This is a genomic window from Variovorax ginsengisoli, assembly GCF_030486595.1.
GTDB classification, from domain to species: domain Bacteria; phylum Pseudomonadota; class Gammaproteobacteria; order Burkholderiales; family Burkholderiaceae_C; genus Variovorax; species Variovorax ginsengisoli_B.
In genome coordinates this window covers 30,966-50,752 of the sequence record NZ_JAUJZH010000041.1, presented here as the reverse complement: position 1 = coordinate 50,752, position 19,787 = coordinate 30,966, and the positions used below count along the sequence as shown (strand labels likewise).

At 68.4% G+C, this 19,787-nt stretch carries 17 protein-coding genes; 5 read left to right on the top strand and 12 right to left on the bottom strand.

Annotation, left to right across the window (positions count from 1 at the left end; all coding sequences use genetic code 11):
- Nucleotides 1–135: 135 nt before the first annotated feature.
- Nucleotides 136–2,175: a S9 family peptidase gene (locus QZH52_RS35090; RefSeq protein WP_301815907.1), complete on the bottom strand. Its 2,040-nt coding sequence runs from the start codon at nt 2,173–2,175 to the stop codon at nt 136–138.
- A gap of 253 nt (nt 2,176–2,428) precedes the next feature.
- Here QZH52_RS35090 and QZH52_RS35085 point away from each other — a divergent pair, with 253 nt between their 5' ends.
- From QZH52_RS35085 to QZH52_RS35065, 5 genes are all read left to right on the top strand, one after another.
- On the top strand, nt 2,429–4,222 hold the full coding sequence (locus QZH52_RS35085) for a PQQ-dependent methanol/ethanol family dehydrogenase (protein WP_301815905.1): 1,794 nt from the start codon (nt 2,429–2,431) through the stop codon (nt 4,220–4,222).
- A 14-nt stretch (nt 4,223–4,236) separates the two neighbouring features.
- Complete coding sequence (locus QZH52_RS35080) at nt 4,237–4,578, top strand: high-potential iron-sulfur protein (protein ID WP_301815903.1); 342 nt, start codon at nt 4,237–4,239, stop codon at nt 4,576–4,578.
- A gap of 8 nt (nt 4,579–4,586) precedes the next feature.
- On the top strand, nt 4,587–5,480 hold the full coding sequence (locus QZH52_RS35075; protein WP_301815902.1) for a sensor histidine kinase: 894 nt from the start codon (nt 4,587–4,589) through the stop codon (nt 5,478–5,480).
- Complete coding sequence (locus QZH52_RS35070) at nt 5,477–6,112, top strand: response regulator (RefSeq protein WP_301815901.1); 636 nt, start codon at nt 5,477–5,479, stop codon at nt 6,110–6,112. Before QZH52_RS35075 ends, QZH52_RS35070 begins: the two co-directional genes overlap by 4 nt.
- A 107-nt stretch (nt 6,113–6,219) precedes the next feature.
- Nucleotides 6,220–8,754, top strand: a complete 2,535-nt coding sequence (locus QZH52_RS35065; RefSeq protein ID WP_301815900.1) for a TonB-dependent receptor — start codon at nt 6,220–6,222, stop codon at nt 8,752–8,754.
- 10 nt (nt 8,755–8,764) lie between these two features.
- On the opposite strand, the gene QZH52_RS35060 is transcribed toward QZH52_RS35065, so the two are convergent.
- From QZH52_RS35060 to pqqB, 11 genes are read right to left on the bottom strand one after another with little or no spacing between them, the layout of a single operon-like run.
- Nucleotides 8,765–9,754, bottom strand: coding sequence for an FAD:protein FMN transferase (locus QZH52_RS35060; RefSeq protein ID WP_301815899.1), 990 nt, complete (start codon nt 9,752–9,754; stop codon nt 8,765–8,767).
- Nucleotides 9,751–11,853 carry a 4Fe-4S binding protein gene (locus tag QZH52_RS35055; protein ID WP_301815898.1) on the bottom strand — a complete coding sequence of 701 codons (2,103 nt, stop codon included), beginning with the start codon at nt 11,851–11,853 and terminating at the stop codon, nt 9,751–9,753. Before QZH52_RS35055 ends, QZH52_RS35060 begins: the two co-directional genes overlap by 4 nt.
- A 5-nt stretch (nt 11,854–11,858) precedes the next feature.
- On the bottom strand, nt 11,859–12,836 hold the full coding sequence (locus QZH52_RS35050) for a Bug family tripartite tricarboxylate transporter substrate binding protein (protein WP_301815896.1): 978 nt from the start codon (nt 12,834–12,836) through the stop codon (nt 11,859–11,861).
- Nucleotides 12,833–13,672: an ABC transporter permease gene (locus QZH52_RS35045; RefSeq protein ID WP_301815894.1), complete on the bottom strand. Its 840-nt coding sequence runs from the start codon at nt 13,670–13,672 to the stop codon at nt 12,833–12,835. The genes QZH52_RS35050 and QZH52_RS35045 overlap by 4 nt, the downstream gene beginning before the upstream one ends.
- The gene (locus QZH52_RS35040; protein WP_301815893.1) at nt 13,669–14,850 is read right to left on the bottom strand and encodes a type 1 periplasmic-binding domain-containing protein; all 1,182 of its coding nucleotides are present in this window, start codon (nt 14,848–14,850) and stop codon (nt 13,669–13,671) included. Before QZH52_RS35040 ends, QZH52_RS35045 begins: the two co-directional genes overlap by 4 nt.
- Nucleotides 14,843–15,820, bottom strand: coding sequence for a PQQ-dependent catabolism-associated beta-propeller protein (locus QZH52_RS35035; RefSeq protein ID WP_301815891.1), 978 nt, complete (start codon nt 15,818–15,820; stop codon nt 14,843–14,845). Before QZH52_RS35035 ends, QZH52_RS35040 begins: the two co-directional genes overlap by 8 nt.
- Before the next feature lie 25 nt (nt 15,821–15,845).
- Nucleotides 15,846–16,559 (bottom strand): ATP-binding cassette domain-containing protein, encoded by a 714-nt coding sequence (locus QZH52_RS35030; RefSeq protein WP_301815889.1) that lies wholly within the window; start codon nt 16,557–16,559, stop codon nt 15,846–15,848.
- Nucleotides 16,553–17,740, bottom strand: coding sequence for a pyrroloquinoline quinone biosynthesis protein PqqE (gene pqqE, locus QZH52_RS35025; RefSeq protein WP_301815887.1), 1,188 nt, complete (start codon nt 17,738–17,740; stop codon nt 16,553–16,555). Before pqqE ends, QZH52_RS35030 begins: the two co-directional genes overlap by 7 nt.
- On the bottom strand, nt 17,737–18,012 hold the full coding sequence (pqqD, locus tag QZH52_RS35020; RefSeq protein WP_301815886.1) for a pyrroloquinoline quinone biosynthesis peptide chaperone PqqD: 276 nt from the start codon (nt 18,010–18,012) through the stop codon (nt 17,737–17,739). The genes pqqE and pqqD overlap by 4 nt, the downstream gene beginning before the upstream one ends.
- Nucleotides 18,009–18,788 (bottom strand): pyrroloquinoline-quinone synthase PqqC, encoded by a 780-nt coding sequence (gene pqqC / locus QZH52_RS35015; protein ID WP_301815884.1) that lies wholly within the window; start codon nt 18,786–18,788, stop codon nt 18,009–18,011. The genes pqqD and pqqC overlap by 4 nt, the downstream gene beginning before the upstream one ends.
- Entirely contained in the window at nt 18,785–19,717 is a 933-nt protein-coding gene (gene pqqB / locus QZH52_RS35010) for a pyrroloquinoline quinone biosynthesis protein PqqB (protein ID WP_301815881.1), read from the bottom strand. Before pqqB ends, pqqC begins: the two co-directional genes overlap by 4 nt.
- Between the last annotated feature and the right edge of the window lie 70 nt (nt 19,718–19,787).

Below are 19,787 nucleotides of genomic sequence, written 5' to 3'. Positions count from 1 at the left end.
CGGCGGGGTCTTTTGCTCATGTCGTCTGCTCCTGTCATCCGGGCTCTGTCCTCGCCCATGGGAGCAGCCTATCCACTTTGCGGCGTGTTCAGATTTGCGCGGCCGGCTCTCAGCAATGCTCGCGAAATCAACAACTTAGCGAACCGACCCCGCGCCGTTGCTGGAGTTGCGAACCGTCAGTTTTGACACCGAAAACAAATCGACCCCTGTGCCACGCGCCCCTGCGAATAGCAAGACTGGAATGCCATCGGTGCCGACACCAAACGCCAGTGCATCAAAGAAGGCGGCTTCAGCCTGTAGCGCTTGTTGGATATTCGAGGCTTGTCGAAAGCCATGCTGCTCCCCGGCAAAGAGCAGGTAGAGGGCCGGGATGCCTCGTGCACGCAGGGCCGCCACCATCTCCTCGGTCTGGCTGGGCGGCACGATCTTGTCTTCCGCTCCCTGGAAGAACGCCACCGGCACGCTCAATCGGTCCGCGTGGCGCACCGGCGTGCGGTCGAAGTAGGCCTGCCGGTCGGAGAGCGGTCCGACCAGCCAGTCCAGATAGCGTGACTCGAACTTGTGCGTTTCGCGCGCCAGCGCCAGGAGATCGCTCACGCCGTAGTGGCTTGCGCCTGCTTTGAAGAGCGTCCGGATCGCCGGGTCCGCATGCGTGAGGCAACGGAGTGCCGTGAAGCCCCCGGCACTGCCGCCGGTGATGACCATCCGCGTCGAATCGACCCGCTGATCCGCAGCCAGGTACGACGCGGCGGCCGCGCAGTCTTCGGCGTCGATGAGGCCCCACATCCAATGCAGACGATCGCGGTAGGCGCGGCCGTAGCCGGTGCTGCCACCGTAGTCCACGTCGACGACGGCGATGCCGCGACTGGTCCAGAACTGTGTGCGCAGGTCGAGGCTTCTGGAGGCTGAGGAGGTGGGGCCGCCATGGCACTTGACCACCAGCGGTGGCAGCGCTCCGGCCGGGCCCTGGTAGTTCGCATTGGCCGGCGGATAGAACCATGCGAACGCGACTTCGCCTCGTGGCGTGGGGAACTCGAAGCGTCGGGGCACCGAGATGTGGTCGCGGATCGCGGGATCGCTCTGCACGTTCGAAACGCTCTTGACGGCGGTCGCGTAGCCGGAGCTCGCGTCGAGCACGACGACCGCGCTCGCAACACCCGGCCCGCCGGCCTTGAACACCACCTTGCCGCCGTTCGCCCGCACCGCGGAGAAGTCCGTGTACGGCAGATCGAAGGGTGCGAGCGTGCTGTCGCGCAGGTCCAGCCGCGCGAGCTTGCCCATCCCGTTTTCGATGTACGCGCACACCAGCAGATGCGGCGACAGGAAGGCATACGTCGACATGCCGAAAGCCCATTGCGCGCGGCCGAACTCCGCGGCGATCGGGCACAGGTTGGTGCTGGAGCCACTCGCATCGCACCGGTAGATGTTCCACCAGCCCGATCGATCCGACACGTAGTGCAGCAGGCCGTCGGCGGACCACTCGGGCTGGAACACGGATTCACCCGGGCCGCCCGCAATGTGCGCCGCGTGGGTGACCGCAGTGCCGTCGAAATCGCCGACCCATAGCGCTGCGGCGGTCCACGGCATGTCGGGATGGTTCCATGTCAGCCATGCGAGCCTCGTTCCATCGTGGCTAAGGCGCGGAGAGGCATAGAAGTCATTGCCCTGCACGAGCACCTTGCCGGTGTCGCCTCCGCTCAGACCCACGGCGACGATGGCGTTAACCGCTTCCGTGCCTGCGGCGCGGTGGTCTTCGCGAACGCCGATCCAGAGCCGGCGGCGGGCGTCGAGCAGCCCGTCGGCGTAGCGCAGCGCGGCCCCATCGGACGGCGGGGTCAGGGCGACTGCGGCGGCGGCGCCGTCGATGCGGTAGAGGCGCTGGTCGGAGAAGTTCGAAAAGCAGACCGTGCCCGCCGCCGCCAGGACCGCACCACCGCCGTATTCATGGACCCGCGTGCGCGCCGAGAAGGGCGTCGGCGTGACGTCGACCCCCACGCCGTCCGGTCCCAGCCGCACCAGCACGTGGCGGCCGGCCTCCAGGGGCCTTCCTTCGATCCAGTACACCTCGCCGTGATCGAGCAAGACGTCGACCAGCGTGGTCTGGGCCGCAGCCACGCGTTCGGGGGTGATCGGCGACACCCAGGTGCCGAACGGTGCAGTGATGGGATCGGACATGCGCTGATTGTTCCACCTGCCGTGGCGCGACGCAGCATCGGGCCACTGTGACGCGATGTCACGCTCTTGCGCGCCTCGACTGTTCAACCTTGTAGCAGTCCAACGGGAAAACCCGTATGCCAAGGCCCGCGGATCGACCCGTTTGGCGACGGCGCCGGGTCTGGATGCATGGCATGGCACTTGCCCCTCTGGAGCGTGGAGGGCGCGCTCGTCGCGCGCTTCCTCGACCCATGTTCCACCCTCAGGAGACACCATGCAATTGAAGCTCTTAGCCGCACTCATCGCGGCCGGCCTGGCCGCTGCGGCCCACGCGCAGGTCACGGACAAGATGATCCAGTCGGAAGCCACGGCCACAGGCAACGTCCTCACCTGGGGCATCAACACCCAGGGCCAGCGCTATTCGCCGCTGAAACAGGTCAATGCGACCAACGCCGCCAAGCTTCTGCCGGTGTGGGCCTTCTCGTTCGGCGGCGAGAAGCAGCGCGGGCAGGAGTCGCAGCCGGTGATCATGAATGGCAAGATGTTCGTCACCGCGTCCTACTCGCGCATCTTTGCGCTCGACGCGACCACCGGCAAGAAGCTGTGGAAGTACGAGCACCGGCTGCCCGAGGGCATCATGCCCTGCTGCGACGTGGTCAACCGGGGTGCCGCGCTTTACGACAACCTCGTGATCTTCGCGACCCTCGACGCGCAACTCGTTGCGCTCGACCAGAACACCGGCGACGTGGTCTGGAAGGAGAAGTTCGACGACTACGCCGCCGGCTACTCGGCCACCGCGGCGCCGATCATTGCCGACGGCGTGATGCTGACCGGCGTATCGGGCGGCGAGTTCGGCGTGGTCGGCCGCGTCGAGGCGCGCGACCCGAAGACCGGCAAGTTGCTGTGGGTGCGACCCACCGTCGAGGGCCACATGGGCTACACCTACGACAAGGACGGAAACAAGAAGGAGAACGGCATCTCCGGCACCATCAACAAGAGCTGGCCCGGCGACCTGTGGAAGACCGGCGGTGCGGCCACCTGGCTCGGCGGCACCTACGACGCCAAGACCGGCCTGGCCTATTTCGGCACCGGCAACCCGGCGCCCTGGAACAGTCACCTGCGAGAGGGCGACAACCTCTATTCGTGTTCGACCGTGGCCATCGACGTGAAGACCGGCCAGATCAAGTGGAGCTACCAGAGCACGCCCAATGACAGCTGGGACTTCGACGGCGTCAACGAATTCGTCACCTTCGACATGGACGGCAAGCGCGTCGGCGGCAAGGCCGACCGCAATGGCTTCTTCTACGTCAATGACGCCAGCACCGGCCAGCTCATCAATGCCTTTCCGTTCGTCAAGAAGATCACCTGGGCCAGCGGCATCGACCTGAAGACCGGGCGGCCCAATTTCATCCCGGACAACCGTCCCGGCGACCCGACCGCTGCGTCCGATGGCAAGAAGGGCAGCCCCGTGTTCGCCGCGCCCGGCTTCCTCGGCGGCAAGAACCAGATGCCGATGGCCTACAGCCCCGACACGAAGATGTTCTACGTGCCAGCCAACGAATGGGGGATGGACATCTGGAACGAGCCGGTCGCGTACAAGAAGGGCGCGGCCTACCTCGGCGCCGGCTTCACGATCAAGCCGCTCAACGAGGACTACATCGGTTCGCTGCGCGCCTTCGACCCGAAGACCGGCAAGATGGCCTGGGAAGTCAAGAACGGCGCGCCGCTCTGGGGTGGCGTGTTGACCACCGGCGGCAACCTCGTCTTCTGGGGCACGCCGGAGGGCTACCTGAAGGCGGCCGACGCCAAGACCGGCAAGGTGGTCTGGCAGTTCCAGACCGGCTCCGGCATCGTTGCGCCGCCCATCACCTGGATGCAGGGCGGCGAGCAATACGTCGGCGTTGTTTCGGGTTGGGGCGGAGCGGTGCCGCTGTGGGGCGGCGAGGTTGCCAAGAAGGTCAACCTGCTCGAGCAGGGCGGCATGGTCTGGGTCTTCAAGATTCCCGGCGCCTCGGGCGCGCCGCGCACGGCCCAGGGCAGTGGCGCGGCCAAGGTCGCATCCAACTGACTGAGGACAAGATCATGAACGAGATCAACAAAGACATGGCCGTCGGCGTCACCCGGAGGGCCTTCGCCGGCTGCCTGGTGGGCGGCACCTGCGTCGCGACGCTGATGCCCGTCGTGGTATCGGCCGCCACGCACGTCGAGGAGTCCGATGAGACCGCTGCGGCCCTGGGCTACAAGCACGACACCAAGAGCGTCGACGCCAAGAAGTATCCGAAGCATGCGGCGACGCAGCGCTGCGTGAACTGCGCCATGTGGCAGGGCGCGGCGACGGACCCATGGGCTGGCTGTGCGATGTTCGGGCGCAAGCAGATTGCGGCCGACGGGTGGTGCACGGCCTGGGTGAACAAGCCGGGCTGAGCGTGGCGATGAAGCGAGCCGGCGACACCGCATGGCGCGGCGACCTGGCCTGGGTGCTGGCGATCACCGGGGGGACGTTTGCGCTGTCGAGCGCGCTCGAGCTGCATGAACGGCTGGCCGCGATGTTCGCGCGCCACGAGGCATGGCAGGCCGACGAACTGCCGCTGACGCTGGTGGCCCTGTCGCTCGGGTTGGCGTGGTACGCCTGGCGGCGCCTGGGCGAGGTCGCAGGGCTGCTGCTGCACAACCGCGAGTTGACCCAGCAACTCATGACCGTGCAGGAAGGCGAACGCCTGGCCCTGGCGCGCGAACTGCACGACGAACTGGCCCAGCATTGCACCGCCATCCGCGTCGAGGCCACCTGCATCCAGCGCTCGCGCTCGCTCGGCGAGGCCGGGCTGGCCGCGCGGCGCGTGGCGTCGTCGGCCGAGTTGCTGCAAGACGGCGTGCGCCGGCTGCTGCGCCGGTTGCGGCCGGCCGAGCTCGATGCGCTGGGGCTCGCCGCGGCGCTGGAATCGCTGTGCAAGGACTGGTCGATGCGCACCGGCACCGCATGCGAGTTTCAGTGCGCAGGTGATCTCGGCGGCTTCGGCGAGGCGGTGGACACCGCGGTCTTCCGCGTGACGCAGGAGGCGCTGGCCAACGTGTTCCGGCATGCGGATGCGACCCACGTGCGGGTCGCGCTGGCATCGACGCCGAGCGGCCTCACGTTGCGCGTGGAGGATGATGGCAATGGCTTCGCGTCGACCCGGAAGACGCGCGGCCTCGGCTTGATGGGCGCGGCCGAGCGCGCGGCGGCACTCGGCGGCGTGTTCCGCGCCTTCAGCACGCCGGGTCACGGAACGCGCGTGCAATTGGAGTTGCCCGATGTGCGCGTCCTGCAGGCCGGGAGCCGCGTGTGATCCGCCTGCTGCTCGTCGATGACCATCCCGTGGTGCGCGCCGGCTACGGGCATCTGCTCGAGCAGGACGGCGACATGACCGTGGTCGCGCAGGCCGGCCATGTCGATGAAGGCTGTGCGCTGTACGTGAAGCATGAGCCCGACATCACCGTGACCGACGTGTCGATGCCTGGCAGCAGCGGGCTCGAACTGGTGCGTCGCTTGCGCGAGCGCAACCCGTGTGCGCGCACGCTGGTCTTCAGCATGCACGACGGCGAGATGCTGGTGCGCCGTGCGTTGGAACTCGGCGCGCTCGGCTTCGTGTCGAAGAGCAGTGCACCCGAATGCCTTATCGATGCGGTGCATGCCGCGATCGAAGGGCGGCGCTACCTGAGCCCGGGCCTGCCGCAGCGTCTGCTTCAAGGTGCCGGCGAAGCGCCGGGCGTCGAATCGCTCACGCAGCGCGAGTTCGAGATCTTCCGCCTGCTGTCGCGAGGCGAATCGCTCGCCGATTGCGCTCGCTCGCTGCACCTGAGTCCCAAGACCGTGTCGAACCACCAGAGCCTGATCAAGGACAAGCTTGGCATCGCCACCACGGCGGCGATGGCGCACCTCGCGATTCGACACGGCCTCATCCAGCCGGAAGCCTGCTGAGCCACAGCGGGAAGTCTTCCCTGTCGCGGCGCAGCGGTTCCGCATACCTTGGGCGATGGGCGCACACGCGCTCCGAAACGAAATTCTCGCCCGAGGAAGCCCAACCCATGAACCGTCGCGATCGTCTTCCCGCCTCTTCCATGACGGCGCTCGCCACCGCCGGCCTGCTGCTGTGCCAATCGACCGGCGCCGTCGCGCAAGAGGCGGCCGCATCGGGCGAGCTGGCCACCATCGAGGTCGTCGCGCCGACGCCGCTGCCCGGACTCGACGTGCCGCGCGACGACCTGCCGTCCAATGTGCACACGGCCACCGGTGCCGACCTCGAGCGCCTTCATGCGCCCGACCTGACGAACTATCTCTTGCGCGCCGTCGGCGGCGTGACGGTGAACGAGACCCAAGGCAACCCGTTCCAGCCCGACATCAACTACCGCGGCTTCACTGCGTCGCCGCTGCTGGGCACGCCGCAGGGCTTGTCGGTGTTCATGGATGGCGTGCGCCTGAATCAACCCTTCGGCGACGTCGTGAGCTGGGACCTGATTCCGCGCTCGGTCATCTCGACGATCGCCCTGATGCCCGGCAGCAACCCGCTGTTCGGCCTCAACACGCTCGGCGGCGCGCTGGCCATCCAGACCAAGGACGGCTTGCACGACCCCGGCACTTCGGTCCAGGTGGTGGGCGGCTCGTGGGGCCGCGCCGCCGCCGAGTTCGAGACCGGCGGCAGCGACAAGGACAGCGGCTGGAACTGGTTCGTCGCCGGCAACCGCTTTCACGAGAATGGCTGGCGCGTCGCTTCGCCCACCGATGTGCGCCAGCTCTTCACCAAGGTCGGACGGGTGACGCGCGACGGCAGCATCTCGCTCACCGCGGCCTTCGCCAACAACGACCTCACCGGCAACGGCACGCAGGCGCTGGGCGCACTGCAGCGCGACTGGGCCAGCGTGCGCACGATTCCCGACAACACCAGGAACAAGTCGACCTTCCTCAATCTCGCGATGACACAGGCCTTGAACGACACCTGGACGCTGTCGGGCAACGCCTACTACCGCAACATCAGGACGAACACTTTCAACGGCGACGTCAACGACGATGCCTTGAGCGAATCGGTCTACCAACCGAGCCCGGCCGAGCGCGCGGCACTCGCCGCCGCGGGCTTCACGGGCGTGCCGACGAGCGGCGCCAACGCGTCCAATACGCCGTTTCCGAAGTGGCGCTGCATCGCCAACGCGCTGCTCAACACCGAGCCCAACGAGAAGTGCAACGGCCTGATCAACCGCACCGAGACGAAGCAACAGAACCAGGGCCTCGCGGGGCAGTTTTCCGCGCAAGCGAAGACGGGGAGCGTCGAGCACCTGGCCGTGCTGGGCGCAGCCTACGATGCGAGCCGCGTGCGCTTCGGCCAGAGCACGCAGTTCGGCTACATCAACCCCGACCGCAGCGTGACGCCGGTGTTCGGCCCCGGCGCCTTTGCCGATGGCACGCAGGATTCGGAGAACGCCTTCGATGCGCGCGTCGCCCTGTCGAGCCGGTCGAGCACCTACAGCGTGTATGCCACCGACACCATGGCGCTCGATGCGAAGACGCACCTCACGCTCTCGGGCCGCTACAACAGTACTTCGGTCAACAACACCGATGGCCTCGCGCCCGGTGGCGGCCCGGGCTCGCTGGATGGCCGCTACACCTTCAGCCGCCTCAACCCCGCGATCGGGCTGACCTTCGCACCGAACGAAGCCGTCACGCTGTATGCCGGGGCCAACCAGGGCAGCCGCGCGCCGACGGCGATCGAACTGGGTTGCGCCGATCCGGCGAGCCCGTGCAAGCTGCCCAATTCCTTTGCCGGCGACCCCCCGCTCAAGCAGGTGGTGACGACGACCTTCGAGGCCGGCCTTCGCGGGGTGGTGCAGCCGAATACGACATGGAATTTCGGCGTGTTCCGTTCCGACAACCGCGATGACCTGTTGTTCGTGGCCGATGATTCGAGCGGCTTCGGCTACTTCAAGAACTTCGGCAAGACGCGCCGGCAGGGCATCGAACTGGGCTTGAACGCGCAGCCCGCCCGGGGCCTGACATTGGGCGGCAACTTCATGCTGCTCGACGCGACCTACCGCAGCGTGGAAACGGTCGGTGGGTCGGGCAACAGCAGCAACGACCAGGCACTGGCCGGCTTCCCGGGCACCACCGGCAATATCCAGATCCGGCCGGGCGACCGCATCCCGATGCTGCCGCGGCAAGTGCTCAAGCTGTCCGCCGACCTCGAACCGAACGCGCAATGGCGCATCGGCCTGGACATGGTCGCGTCGAGCGGCGCCAACGTGCGCGGCAACGAGAACGGCCTGCACACGCCCGACGGCGTGTACTACACCGGGCCGGGGCGCACTTCGGGCTATGCGGTGTTCAACCTCGGCATCGACTACAAGCCGCGGCCCGGGCTGAAGTTCTTCGTGCAGGTCGCCAACCTGTTCGACCGCAAGTACAGCACCGGCGGCCAGCTTGGCACCGATGCTTTCACGGCCGGCGGGGCCTACATTGCGCGCGGGCTGCCGCGCAACGCCAACGGCGATTACCCGGTGAGCCGGGCCAGCCTGGTGTCGCCCGCCGCACCGCGCGCGGCCTGGCTGGGCGTGCGCTACACCTTCGGCGCGTGAAAGCCGAAGCTCAAGCCCGGTCGAGCCGAAGGCCGGGCGTGGCTTCCCAGCGGCCGGCCTTGTCGACCCACAGGGCGTCGACCTTCCAGCGGCGCGCGAGTGCCCGCGCCTGCGACGGGCCGGCCACGAAGAACACCTTGGTCAGGGCGTCGGCCATGGCGCCGGTGTCGGCCGCGACAGTCACGGCCGAGAGCTCGGGCGGCGAATAGCCGGTGTGCGGGTCGAAGATGTGGTGATGGCGGCGGTCGGCGCTGAAGCTCGTGAGGGCGTCGGCCGAGGTGGCGATGCATCGACCATCCGTCATCAGCCGCGCGATCCACGCAGACTCTTCATGCGGGTCGGCGATGCCGAGCGTCCAGGGCCTTGCCTCGCTGCTGCGGCCCAGCGGTGCGAACTCACCCGCATCCACCAGCGCATGGCGAATGCCGTGCGCAGCGAGCACGGCGCGCACATGATCGGCCGCATAGCCCTGCGCGATGCCGTTGAGCGTTGCGCCCATGCCGGGCATGTCGAAACGGATCAGACGCCGCGTGACGTCGAGTGCGCGCCAGTCCACCTTGGCGCGCGCCGCCTCGACCTCGCGTGACGCAGGCAGGCGTCCTGCGCGCCGCGCCCCGTCGAAGGCGAGCCACAGCGGCTGCACCGTGACGTCGAAGGCGCCGTCGCTGTCGCGGGAGACGGCATGGGCGATGTCGAGGATGTCGACCAACTCGGCGGGCGGCGAGTGCAGCCGGCCATCGCGATTGAGCCGAGAGAGTGCGCTGCCGGGGTCGAAGAGGCTCATCTGGCGCTCGATGCGGCGCAGCGCCTGCGTGCCCGCATCGAGCGCAAGTCCCACCACCTCCGGATCTTCATGCCCGGCTTGCAACGAGAGCGTGGTGCCGAAGCCCAGCATCGAACGCCGGCCCCAGTGTAGCGCGCTCAGCGCAGGTGCCAGGCCCGTGACGCCGGCCAACGCACCCAGCCCCAGCGTGGCGCGCAGCCACTGGCGCCGCTTCATGCGTCGCTCCGGATCGATGCCGGCAACGGGCGAATCGTGATGACCCGGTCGCGTCGAAGGGCGATCAGCGGCGCGCAGCGCTCGGGGCTGTCGTGGATCGCCACGCAGTCCAGGCACTGGAAGCACTCTTCGTAGACGATCGCGCCGCCGGGCTGGATGGCCTGGTACTCGCAGCGATGGCGGCAGGTCTGACATGGCGTGCCGCATTCGCTGCGGCGTGGAATCCAGCGCAGCAGGCGCATGCGGCCGAGCAGGCCCAACCCTGCACCCAGCGGGCACAGGTAGCGGCAAAATCCCTTGTAGAGGACGGCGTTCATGAGCAACAAGCCAAGCGCCCACGCCACGAACGGCCACGAACGCACGAAGTTCAGCGTGATCGCGGTCTTGAAGGGTTCGATCTCCACCGCCCGGTCGGTCCATGTCGGCGACACCACGGCCAGCCCGATGATAGCCGCCAGCACCGCGTACTTGACCCCCTTGAGCTTCGCATCGAGCGCACGGTGCAGCTTGAAGCGCTGGATGCCGGCGCGCCGCGCGGCCTGGCCCACCAGTTCCTGCATGGCGCCGAACGGGCAGAGCCAGCCGCAGAAGGTGCCGCGCCCCCACACCACCAGCGTCGCCGCGACGAACGCCCACAACGCCACCGTCATCGGGTCGTGCAGGAAGAAGGCCAGGTCGCGCCCGGCCCGGGCCGACTGGATCAGCGCCGTGAGGTTGACGATCGACAGCTGCCCCTGCGCAAACCAGCCGATGAAGCCGAGCGTGAAGACGAGGTAGCCGGTGCGGAAGCGCGCCAGCCGTGTCGGCGTGGCGACGATCCATCGCGGCCGGGCCAGGACCACCGCCAGCAATGCCAGTGCACCGGTCAGCACCGCCAGCTCCCAGGCGCGCGAGCGCCAGACCCCGTGCCAGCCCTTGCTGTCGGTGTCAGGCGGGGTCAGCTGGCTGGCGGGCAGCGTGTAGGGCAGCGCAAAGCTGCGGCTGATGCGCTCGGGGTAGACCATGACCTTGTCGCGCGTCACGCGCAGCGAGAAATCCAGTGTCTGCGCCGGGTCGAGGCCGGCCGGGCCGATCACGCGGAAGACTTTCGCATCGGCACCGCGCAAACTGGCCGGCAACGCGAGCGGGTCGTCCAGGTCGAGGTCGCGCAACTCCAGGGGCAGCTCGCCTTGCTTCAGCGTCAGCCGGTCGGGCACCGCGCCGCGCACGAACTTGTCGCCGACGAAGGTGTAGGGGCCGGAGGCGATCACCAGCAGGGCATGGTCGCCGTCGTCGATGCGCCCGAGCAAGTGCTGCCAGCCGGCATCCGACAGCAGGTTGCGGCCCACCGGCGGCGCGTTGAGGTAGGCGACGTAGAGGTCGCAGAAGGTCTCGCCCGCCGCGCCGGCCATGGGCTGCTCGACGCCGCTGCCTTCGAAGGCCTTCTCGACCGTACCCAGGGTGATTCGCGCGTGCCGGATCAGGCCGGCCTTCAGCAGCGCGTCCCAATGCATCGGTGCATAGGTGTCGCGCCGCAGCCGCGCAACCAGCGCCGGGTCGCGCCCGGGCGCAAAGCCGAGCCTGGCGCGCGCCACGTGCAGCGCGGCCGACAGCAGGCTCTGGTTGAGGATCCGCACCGAGGCCGTCGCCTTGGCCACGCCGTCGATATAGACATTGGCGCTGCCGCGCTCTTCGCCGCGATTGGCGTTCGAGCCGATCTTGATGTTCTGCCGCAGCGAGAGCCCCTGGTACTGGCCGGCAAAGCGAATGAGCGGCGCTTCGCCCAGCCCTTCGAGGAAGACCGGCTCGTGCTGCGACAGCACCTGCACGTCGAGGAAACCGCCCTTGGGGTCGAGCGCGACGAGCAGGTTGAACGGCGTGCCGGAGAAGCCGGGGATGGCCGCGAAGTCGATCGACTCGAACACATAGCCTGCCAGCGCCGTCGCGGTCGCATCCTGCCTGAAAATGGGCCAGACCGGGAGCTGCGCGTCCCGCTCGCCGACCACCAGCGGCGCGGGAAGGCGTTGCTGCAGGCTGGCGCGCGTCATCACCCCGGCCTGTGCATCGCTCGCGAGGCCGTGCAGGAACGCGATCAGCCAGACGACCCACAGTCGCGACATCGTCGTCACGCCGGGCCGAGACCCAGGCGCTCCACGGTGCGTTTCTCGGCGGCATAGGCCTCGCGCATGCTGAGGCCGTAGTCGGCGCTGTCGAGGTAGACGACCTCCTGGTCGTACTTGGCCAGTTCGGCGATGTGCCGCGGGTCGAACAGCGCGCTCTTGAAGGCGTCGTGCAGCCGCCGCACGATGGGGTCGGGCATGCCACGCGGCCCGGCCAGGCCATAGGGCGACATCGCGACGATGCCGTGGCCCAGTTCGCTCATGGTCGGCACATCGGGCCAGCGCCGGGAGCGGGCCGCGCCGAAGGTCGCCAGCAGGCGCAGGCGGCCCGAGTCGACGAAAGGCGCGAAGCCGTTGGCGTTGACGCCGGCCATGACCTGGCCGGACGAGAGCGCGATCAACTGCTCGGCCGCGCCCTTGTACGGCACGTGAATGAAGCTCAGCCCGCGTGCCGCGAACAGCGCGTCGAGCACGACATGGGGCGTGGTGCCGACGCCGTTGGTCGCAATGGTCAGCCGGCCCGGGTCCGCCGCGGCATGGGCCAGCAGGTCGGCCACGCTGCGCAGCGGGCTGGCGGCGGGAACAAGCAGGCCGAAGGTCACGCCGCTCACCTGGATGATCGGCGTGGTGTCGCGGATCGGATCCCAGGCCACCTTCTGCGTCCAGGGCGCGCGAAATACCGGCTGCGGCATCTGCGCCAGCGTGTAGCCGTCGGGCAGGGACTGCTGCAGGATCGGCATCGCGAGCGTGCCGCCGGCACCCCCGCGGTTCTCGATGACGATGGGCTGGCCCAGTCGGCGACCCGCCAGTTCGGCCAGCACGCGCAAGCTGAGGTCCGTGCCGCCGCCGGCGGACCATGGCACCCACAGGAACACGGGGCGCTGCGGGAACGCGACGTCAGCCGGCTGCGTACGAACCCACGCAGAGGCAGTGACTGCTGCCAACGATGCGCCGAGGCGCAGCAGGCTGCGCCGTGTCGTCATGCGGCGCCCCGCTGCGTCAGCCCGCCGAAGCCGCGCTGCGGGTCGTAGCCCCGGCAGGCCAGCATGAAGCACACGAGCAGCGTGCCCAGCACGACCATCGGCGCGCTGCCCGGGTCCTTGTCGTAGAGCGCAAAGCGGATCCACTCGACCGCATGGGTGAACGGATTGAACTGCGCCACCCGATACACCCAGGTCGCGCCCGACTCCTCGAGCTTCCACAGCGGGTAGAGCGCGGTGGAGAGGAAGTACATCGGAAAGATCACGAAGTTCATCGTGCCGGCGAAGTTCTCCAGCTGCCTGACGTAGACGGAGAGCAGCAGGCCGAGCGAAGCCAGCATCAGCGCCGAGGCGAGCGTGGCGAACAGGGCATGCAGCAACGCGAGCGGCGCCATCGGCAGCGTGGTGCCGAGCATCGCGGCCACCGCGACGAAGGCCAGCACCTGCACCAGGCTGAGCAGCGCGGTGGCGAACATCTTCGACAGCAGAAGCCACCAGCGCGGCAGCGGCGCAGTCAGCAGCAGCCGCATCAGGCCCATCTCGCGGTCGTACACCATGGCCAGCGATGACTGCATGCCGTTGAACAGCAGCACCATGCCGATCAGCCCCGGGGCGATGTAGACGTCGTAGGGGATATAGGTGTCGTAGGGCTCGATGATCGCCACGCCGAACACATTGCGAAACCCGGCCGCGAACACCGCGAGCCACAGCACCGGCCGCACCAGCGCCGAGACGAGGCGAGCCTTCTGCTGCCAGAACTTGAGCAGCTCGCGCGTGACGATGGCACGCAGCGCCTGGATCGCATGGCCGATGTCGCCGTGGCGCCCGGCGCGCGTCATGGCGCGCCCTTGCAAGGCGATTCCGGTGCGTCGGTGCCGAGCGTGTCGAGCACGTTCTTCGCGTGCATGACGCCGTCGACCGGTGCGGTGCCGATCAAGGCGACGCCGTCGCTCAGCAGCATCGGCTGGCGCAACTGGTGGTCCCAGGCACGGAAGCTCAGACGAACGCCCTTGAAGCCGTCGAGCGTGAAGCCAGGCTGGTTGAGCGAAGCCTTCAGCCTCGCGGCCGTGGGTGCCGCGGGCTGTTCCAGCGCGGCATTCAACAGGGCCTTGGTGGCGATGTAGGCCGCCCAGTCGTGGCTGGTCATCGGGCGTTGCGTCATGCGGGCGAAGCGGCGCGCGAGCTGCGGCGCGCCATAGCGCTCGAAATGCGGCGCCCAGGCGAGCGCAGTCATGCCGGCATCTCCGACCACGGGGCGCGGCAGTGCGATGCGCCAGGGCAATGTGCGCGCGAACTCGCCATCGCTGTCGACCACCCAGGCGACGTCATAGTCGCCGCCCACAGCCGCGGTGCCGGTCAGCAGCAAGGGGTTGGCCGACTCGCGCTCGCGCGGGTCGGCGGAGAGCGTGAAGTTCCTGTTCGCCACCTGCTTCAGGCCGTAGCGCTTCAGCGCGGCCTGCGCCAGGACAAGGCGGCTGGCATCTTCGGGTCGCGGGCCGGAGATCAGGAGCACATGCATCCATTTGCGGGCGAGCAAGGCCTGCGCCAGGGCATCCGCGCGCATGCGCTCGCTCGGCAGCGTGTGGAACAGGTTGGCGCGACAGTTTTGCTGGCGCGACGCATCGGCGCTGTCGCCGACATTGAGCAGGGGCACGGCGGTCGCGGCCGACGCACCGGCGATCCATGCGGCAGGAAGGTCGAGCAGGGCAGCCGCCGTGCCGGTCGCTTCGAACTGGCGCAATTGCATGGCGGCGTCGTCCGCCGAACTGGCCGCGCGCACGACGACGGCCACCTGCAAGCCCGCTGTCTCCAGCTCGAACTGGCGCTCCTGGACGGCTAGGTCGACGCCGTCGCGTGCGCGCCCGCCGGGCTGGCCCGGGTAGGCGAGCGCGACGCGCGCCGGCTCCAGGCGATCGTCGTCGGCGCGCTGCACGATGCCGAGCGTCAAGGTTGCGGCACAGGCCGAGGCGCCGGCCAGCGCCAGTGCCGCGATCGCGAGCCGGGCGAACTCAGTCATCGACGACCACCGTGTGCGGCACGCGCCCGACGGCGATGGTCTTGATCGGCTTCGCGGTGGCGGCATCGACCACCGTCATGTCATCCGACATGCCGTTGACCACGAAGAGCCTTGAACCATCGCGATTGACCGCCACGCCCCAGGCTCGCTTGCCCACCAGCGCCAGGGCCCTCGTCGTGCGCGACGCCACGTCGACGAAGGCCACCTGGTTGGCACGGCCCAGCCCGACGTACATCGTCTTGCCATCGCGCGACAAGGCGATGCCGACCGGCGTGATGTCGTCCGGCCGCATGCCCTTGACCGCGAAGGGGAGGGTGGCCAGCACCCTGAGCTCGCCGGTCGAGATCACGCTCACGCTGCTGCCCAGCTCGTTGGTCACCCACAGCTCGCTGCCGTCGGCCGAAAAGGCGAAGCGGCGCGGGCGTTGGCCGACCGGGATGTTCTTGATCACCTTGAGCGTGCCGGCGTCGATGACATGCACCATGTTCGCGACCTCCGAGCTCACGTACACGCGCTTGCCGTCTGGCGACACCTTGACACCTTCGGGTTCCTTGCCGACGGGCACGCCCTTGACCAGCTTCTTCGTCGTGAGGTCGAACACGTTGAGCGTGCCGTCGTCCTCGGCCGACACATAGGCGGTCCTGCCGTCGGCCGAGAGGTCGAACACCTCCGGATCGTCGCCGAGCGGCGCGCTCGCGACCGACTTGCGCGTCGCCAGGTCGATGATGTCGGCGCGGCCCGAGTCGCTGCAGGCCACCATCAGCTGCGTGTCGCCGTTCAGCCTTTGCATGTGGCGCGGACGCTTGCAGGTCGGGATGACGCCGACGACGGCCAGCGTCTTCAGGTCCACCAGGGTGATCGCGTGGTCCTTCTCGCTGGAGACGAAGGCGAGCTGGCTGTCTCTGGCTGCCGCAGGCAGTGCGACGAGCGCGGCAGCGAGCGCCAGCAGGGCGAGGATGTACTTGATCATGCTGTCTTGTCTCCGAGGGGGAGGGCTATCGCGTGGCGTTCAGGAACGCCGCCTCCAGCGTCGCGCCGCCCAGGGCGGCCTTGACTTCGGCGGGGCTGCCATTGGCGAGCAGGCGGCCGCGGTGCAGGACCAGCACGCGGTCGGCATGCTCGGCTTCCGACACCCGATGCGTCGCCCACAGCACGGTCACGCCGCGTTGGCGAACCTCGTCCTGCAAGCCGTCCAACAGTTCGCGGCGCGATCGGGGGTCGAGTCCGACCGTGGCTTCGTCCATCAGCAGCAGATCGGGCCGGTGCAGCAGGGCGCGCACCAGCTCGACCTTGCGCCGGTTGCCGCCCGACAGTTCCCGCACGCTGCGCTGCATGTCCGCCATGAGTCCGAAGCGCGCCGCCTCGAAGGCAATGCGCTCGCGCGACACATGCGACGGCAGGCCTTGCAGCTCGGCATGGAATTGCAGGTTGCGTGCAATGCTCAGGTCGAGGTCCAGCGACTGCTGCTGGAACACGACGCCGATGTGCGCCAGCGCGCGGCGGGCGTCGGTGCGCATCGACAGGCCGGCCACTTTGACATCACCCTCGTCGGCCGCGAACAAGCCGGTCAGCACCTGGAACAGCGTCGACTTGCCCGCCCCATTGGGCCCCAGAAGCACGACGAAGCCGCCGCGTGCGATCGACAGGCTCAGCGCATCGAGCGCGATGCGCGTCCCGTAGCGTTGCGTGAGGCCGTGGATCTTCAGCATGCGAGGGCCCCCGCGGCGCTGCAGGCAAGTGAGTTCTCGTCGCTGCGGAACACCAGGCCCGCGCCGCGCCTTGCCCCCGGCACGAAGCGCAGCGTGTGCGTGGACGCGCCGTCGGCGCGCGCCGCGGCGGCCGCGTCGAGCATGTCGTCGATGCGGCCGCGATGCGCGCTCTTCGGGCATACGGGGTCGGTCGCCGCCGCGTCGCCCGTGACCAGAAAGGCCTGGCAGCGGCAGCCGCCGAAGTCATGATCCCGTTCATCGCAGCCGCTGCAGGTCGGGTCCATCCAGGCCTGGCCGCGGTAGCGGTTGAAGGCTTCGCTGTCGTGCCAGGCTTCGCGCACGGACATGGCTTGCAGATTCGGCAGCGCCGGACCGGGCAGCATGCGGGCGCTGTGGCATGGCATCGCAACACCATCCGGCGCGACGACCATGAACACCGTTCCCCAGCCGGCCATGCAGGGCTTGGGCTTGGCGTCCGCATAGTCGGGCGAGACCCAGATGACCTTCATCCGGCTGGCCAGCCTTGCGCGGTGCGTCTGGACGATGGCCTCCGCATCGCGCAGTTCTTCCGCCGTCGGCATCAGCGCGGCGCGGTTGAGCCAGGCCCAGCCGTAGTACTGGGTGTTGGCCAGTTCGAGGAAGTCCGCGCCCATGCGCTCGGCCATCTCGATGATGCGGCCGACATGCTGCAGGTTGAAGCGGTGCATCACGCAGTTCAGCACCATCGGATAGCCCTCGGCCTTGATGATGCCGGCTACTTTCGATTTCAGTTCGAAGGTTCTCGTGGAGCTGAGGAAGTCGTTGAGCTCGCGCGTCGAGTCCTGGAACGAGAGCTGGATGTGGTCGAGACCGGCCGCCTTCAGGGCCCTGGCGCGCGCGCTGGTGAGTCCCACGCCGGACGTGATGAGGTTGGTGTAGAAGCCGAGCCCGCGGGCGTGCGCCACGAGTTCCTCGAGGTCGTCGCGCAGCAGCGGCTCGCCGCCCGAGAAGCCGAGTTGCACGGCGCCGAGTGCGCGTGCTTCGGCCAGCACGCGCCGCCAGCTCGCGGTGTCGAGTTCTTCATCGTGACGCGCATAGTCGACCGGGTTCGAGCAGAACGCGCAGTGCAGCGGGCAGCGATAGGTCAGCTCCGCCAGCAGCCAGAGCGGCGGCCGTACCGTGCCGTGGCCCGGGGATGTCACGGTCGCGCCTCCTGCAGCCAGCCGCGTTGCAGCGCCTGGCTCAGGAAGTCGACCACGTCGTCGCGCAGCGGTGTTGGCGCGAAGGCGATCTCGAGCTCGGTGACGATCTCGTCCACGCTGCGCCGACCGTCGCAACGCTGCAGGATCTCGGCGGCCGGGGCGTTGAGGCGCACCATCCCCTCGGGATAGAGCAGGACCCAGCTGTCCTGCGTCGGCTCGAACTGCATCCGGTACAGCGCCGACATGCGGGGGTGGGCGTCGGGCGTGATCATGGTCGTTGGGCCTCGGGCATGTCGTCGGGAAAAGCGCGCTCGATGGCGTCGAGCATCGACCAGAGGATGTCGAGCTTGAAGTGCAGGATGGCCAGCGCGCGCTCCTGGCGCGCGCGCGTGGTGCACCAGCGCCGCGCGATGTCGAGTCCGTGTTCGACATCGCGCGTGGCGAGCGGGATGCGGCTGCGGAAGTAGGCCAGGCCCTTGTCGTCGATCCACGGGTACAGCGCAGGCCAGCCGGCCAGGCGGTCGGCATGGATCTTCGGCGCGAACATCTCGGTCAGCGACGAGATGGCGGCTTCCTCCCACGGGCGCTGCCGCGCAAAGTTGACATAGGCGTCGACTGCAAAGCGCACCGCCGGCTGCACGTGGCGATGCGACCAGAGGTCGGTCGGGTCCAGGCCCACGGCCTCGCCGAGGCGAACCCAGGCCTCGATGCCGCCGGCGTCATCGCCCGTGTAGTCGCCGCGGCCGTCGTGGTCGAGCATGCGCAGGATCCAGCGGCGACGCTCGGCCCGGTCGTCGCAGTTGGCCATCACCGCCGCGTCCTTGCGCGGAATGTTGACCTGGTAGTAGAAGCGGTTGGCCACCCAGGCGCGCACCTGGAAGGGCTGCAGTTCGCCGCGATTGAGCCGCTGGTTGAAGCGATGGTGGATGTGGTAGCCCGACTCGCAGGCGCGCAGGCGGGCCTCGAACTCGTCGAAGGCCCACAGGCGCTGTAATTCGTTTCGTGCCGCCTCGCGCGGGTTCAGGCGGGTCGCCAGGGTTGCCGTCATAGCGTGATCTCCATGCCGTCGTAGGCCACTTCGATGCCATGGCTGTCGAGCATGCGGCGCTGCACGCTCGCCTCGTCCAGGATCGGATTGCTGTTGTTGATGTGAATGAGCACCTTGCGCCGCGCGGCGGTGGCCAGCATCACATCGACCATGCCGATGCGCGCGTCGTTGCCGATCTGCGGCAGATGGCCCATCTCGCTGGCCGTCTTGCTGCTGAGGCCGGCGTGCTGCATCTCGTCCTCGACCCAGAAGGTGCCGTCGACGAGCAGGCAGTCGGCCCCATGCATCCACTCCAGTTCGTGCGCGCCGACCTCCGCCAGGCCCGGCGAATAGAACAGGCGCGCGCCCTCATCGAGGTCTTCGATCAGCAGCGCGATGTTGTCTCCGACCGTTTGCTCGCGGCGGTGTGGCGAGTAGGGTGGGGCCTTGCCCGGAATGGCCACCGCGGTAAAGCGCAGCGACGCAAACCCGTCGACCGTGAAGGCGGCGCTGGTCTCGGTGCCGGCCACCGGCAGCATGTGCCAGCGGGTGCCGCAATAGTGTTCGAGCACGCTGAGCACCGGGAAGACGGTGGTCAGGTCCTCGAAGACGCAGGGCGTCGCATAGATGTCGATGCACGGGCCTTCGCGCATGCCGAGCAGGCCGGTGACATGGTCGATCTGCGCATCCATCAACACCACCGCCTTGATCGGCGTGTTGCGAAGGCCCTGGCGCGGATGCAGTTGCGGATGGCTGCGCAACTGCTGGCCGATGTCGGGCGAGGCATTGAGCAGCACCCACGATTCGCCGTCGCTCGACACGGCGATCGAGCTCTGGGTGCGCGCATGGGCGGTGAGTCCGCCAAGGCGCTGGCCGGCGCATTGCCGGCAGTTGCAGTTCCATTGCGGAAATCCGCCGCCGGCGCCGGATCCGAGCACGAGTATTTTCATGATGAAGGGAGAGAGAAGATTCGGGCCGGCGGCAGGGCGGCCGGAGGCCGTACCGCCGCCGGCTTGAACA

Excerpts from the sequence above, each read along its gene's own strand:
- QZH52_RS35040 (WP_301815893.1), bottom strand. The coding sequence starts at position 14,850 with ATGACTGAGTTCGCCCGGCTCGCGATCGCGGCACTGGCGCTGGCCGGC.
- QZH52_RS35075 (WP_301815902.1), top strand. The coding sequence starts at position 4,587 with ATGAAGCGAGCCGGCGACACCGCATGGCGCGGCGACCTGGCCTGGGTG.
- pqqB (WP_301815881.1), bottom strand. The coding sequence starts at position 19,717 with ATGAAAATACTCGTGCTCGGATCCGGCGCCGGCGGCGGATTTCCGCAA.
- pqqD (WP_301815886.1), bottom strand. The coding sequence starts at position 18,012 with ATGATCACGCCCGACGCCCACCCCCGCATGTCGGCGCTGTACCGGATG.
- QZH52_RS35090 (WP_301815907.1), bottom strand. The coding sequence starts at position 2,175 with ATGTCCGATCCCATCACTGCACCGTTCGGCACCTGGGTGTCGCCGATC.
- QZH52_RS35035 (WP_301815891.1), bottom strand. The coding sequence starts at position 15,820 with ATGATCAAGTACATCCTCGCCCTGCTGGCGCTCGCTGCCGCGCTCGTC.
- QZH52_RS35045 (WP_301815894.1), bottom strand. The coding sequence starts at position 13,672 with ATGACGCGCGCCGGGCGCCACGGCGACATCGGCCATGCGATCCAGGCG.
- pqqC (WP_301815884.1), bottom strand. The coding sequence starts at position 18,788 with ATGACGGCAACCCTGGCGACCCGCCTGAACCCGCGCGAGGCGGCACGA.
- QZH52_RS35080 (WP_301815903.1), top strand. The coding sequence starts at position 4,237 with ATGAACGAGATCAACAAAGACATGGCCGTCGGCGTCACCCGGAGGGCC.
- QZH52_RS35060 (WP_301815899.1), bottom strand. The coding sequence starts at position 9,754 with ATGAAGCGGCGCCAGTGGCTGCGCGCCACGCTGGGGCTGGGTGCGTTG.
- QZH52_RS35055 (WP_301815898.1), bottom strand. The coding sequence starts at position 11,853 with ATGTCGCGACTGTGGGTCGTCTGGCTGATCGCGTTCCTGCACGGCCTC.
- QZH52_RS35085 (WP_301815905.1), top strand. The coding sequence starts at position 2,429 with ATGCAATTGAAGCTCTTAGCCGCACTCATCGCGGCCGGCCTGGCCGCT.
- QZH52_RS35065 (WP_301815900.1), top strand. The coding sequence starts at position 6,220 with ATGAACCGTCGCGATCGTCTTCCCGCCTCTTCCATGACGGCGCTCGCC.
- QZH52_RS35030 (WP_301815889.1), bottom strand. The coding sequence starts at position 16,559 with ATGCTGAAGATCCACGGCCTCACGCAACGCTACGGGACGCGCATCGCG.
- QZH52_RS35050 (WP_301815896.1), bottom strand. The coding sequence starts at position 12,836 with ATGACGACACGGCGCAGCCTGCTGCGCCTCGGCGCATCGTTGGCAGCA.